Raw genomic sequence first — 517 nt, forward strand, 5'->3', positions numbered from 1 at the left:
GCGTGCAGGAGGTTGCGGCGCAGCATCGTGGACGTGTCGCGGGCGGCGAGGGCGAGGGTACTCATCGGACGGACTCCTTGGACGGGGCGGGGACGGTGGCGGTGGCGGTGAGGGCGAAGAAGACGTCGTCCAGGTCCGGGGTGTGGACCGTGAGTTCGTCGGCTTCGATGCCGGCCGTGTCCAGCCGGTCGAGGATGGCGCGCAGTTCGCGCTGGCTGCCGTCGCTGGGCAGCTGGAGGGCGAGTGCCTCGTCGTCGCGGGCTGCGTCCGCCAGGGCGGCTGCGGCGTTGCGGTAGGCGTCCGGGGCGGAGAACCGCAGGCGGATGTGGCCGCCGGGGATCAGGCGCTTGAGCTGTTCGGCCGTTCCCTCCGCGGCGATCTTGCCGTTGTTGAGGACGGCGATGCGGTCGGCGAGCTGGTCGGCCTCCTCCAGGTACTGGGTGGTGAGGAAGACCGTGACCCCGCCGGTGACGAGTTCGCGGATGATCTGCCACATGTTGTGCCGGGAGCGGGGGTC

1 protein-coding gene is annotated in these 517 nt (G+C 71.2%); it reads right to left on the reverse strand.

All coding sequences use genetic code 11. The features are described 5' to 3' along the window. Positions 1–61: 61 nt before the first annotated feature. Positions 62–517 (reverse strand): ATP-binding cassette domain-containing protein (locus IE237_RS40435; RefSeq protein ID WP_502267031.1); only part of this gene is annotated, 456 nt, incomplete at its 5' end.

The sequence above is a fragment of the Streptomyces tanashiensis genome (genome assembly GCF_014648895.1).
In the GTDB taxonomy this organism is placed as follows: Bacteria; Actinomycetota; Actinomycetes; order Streptomycetales; family Streptomycetaceae; genus Streptomyces; species Streptomyces tanashiensis.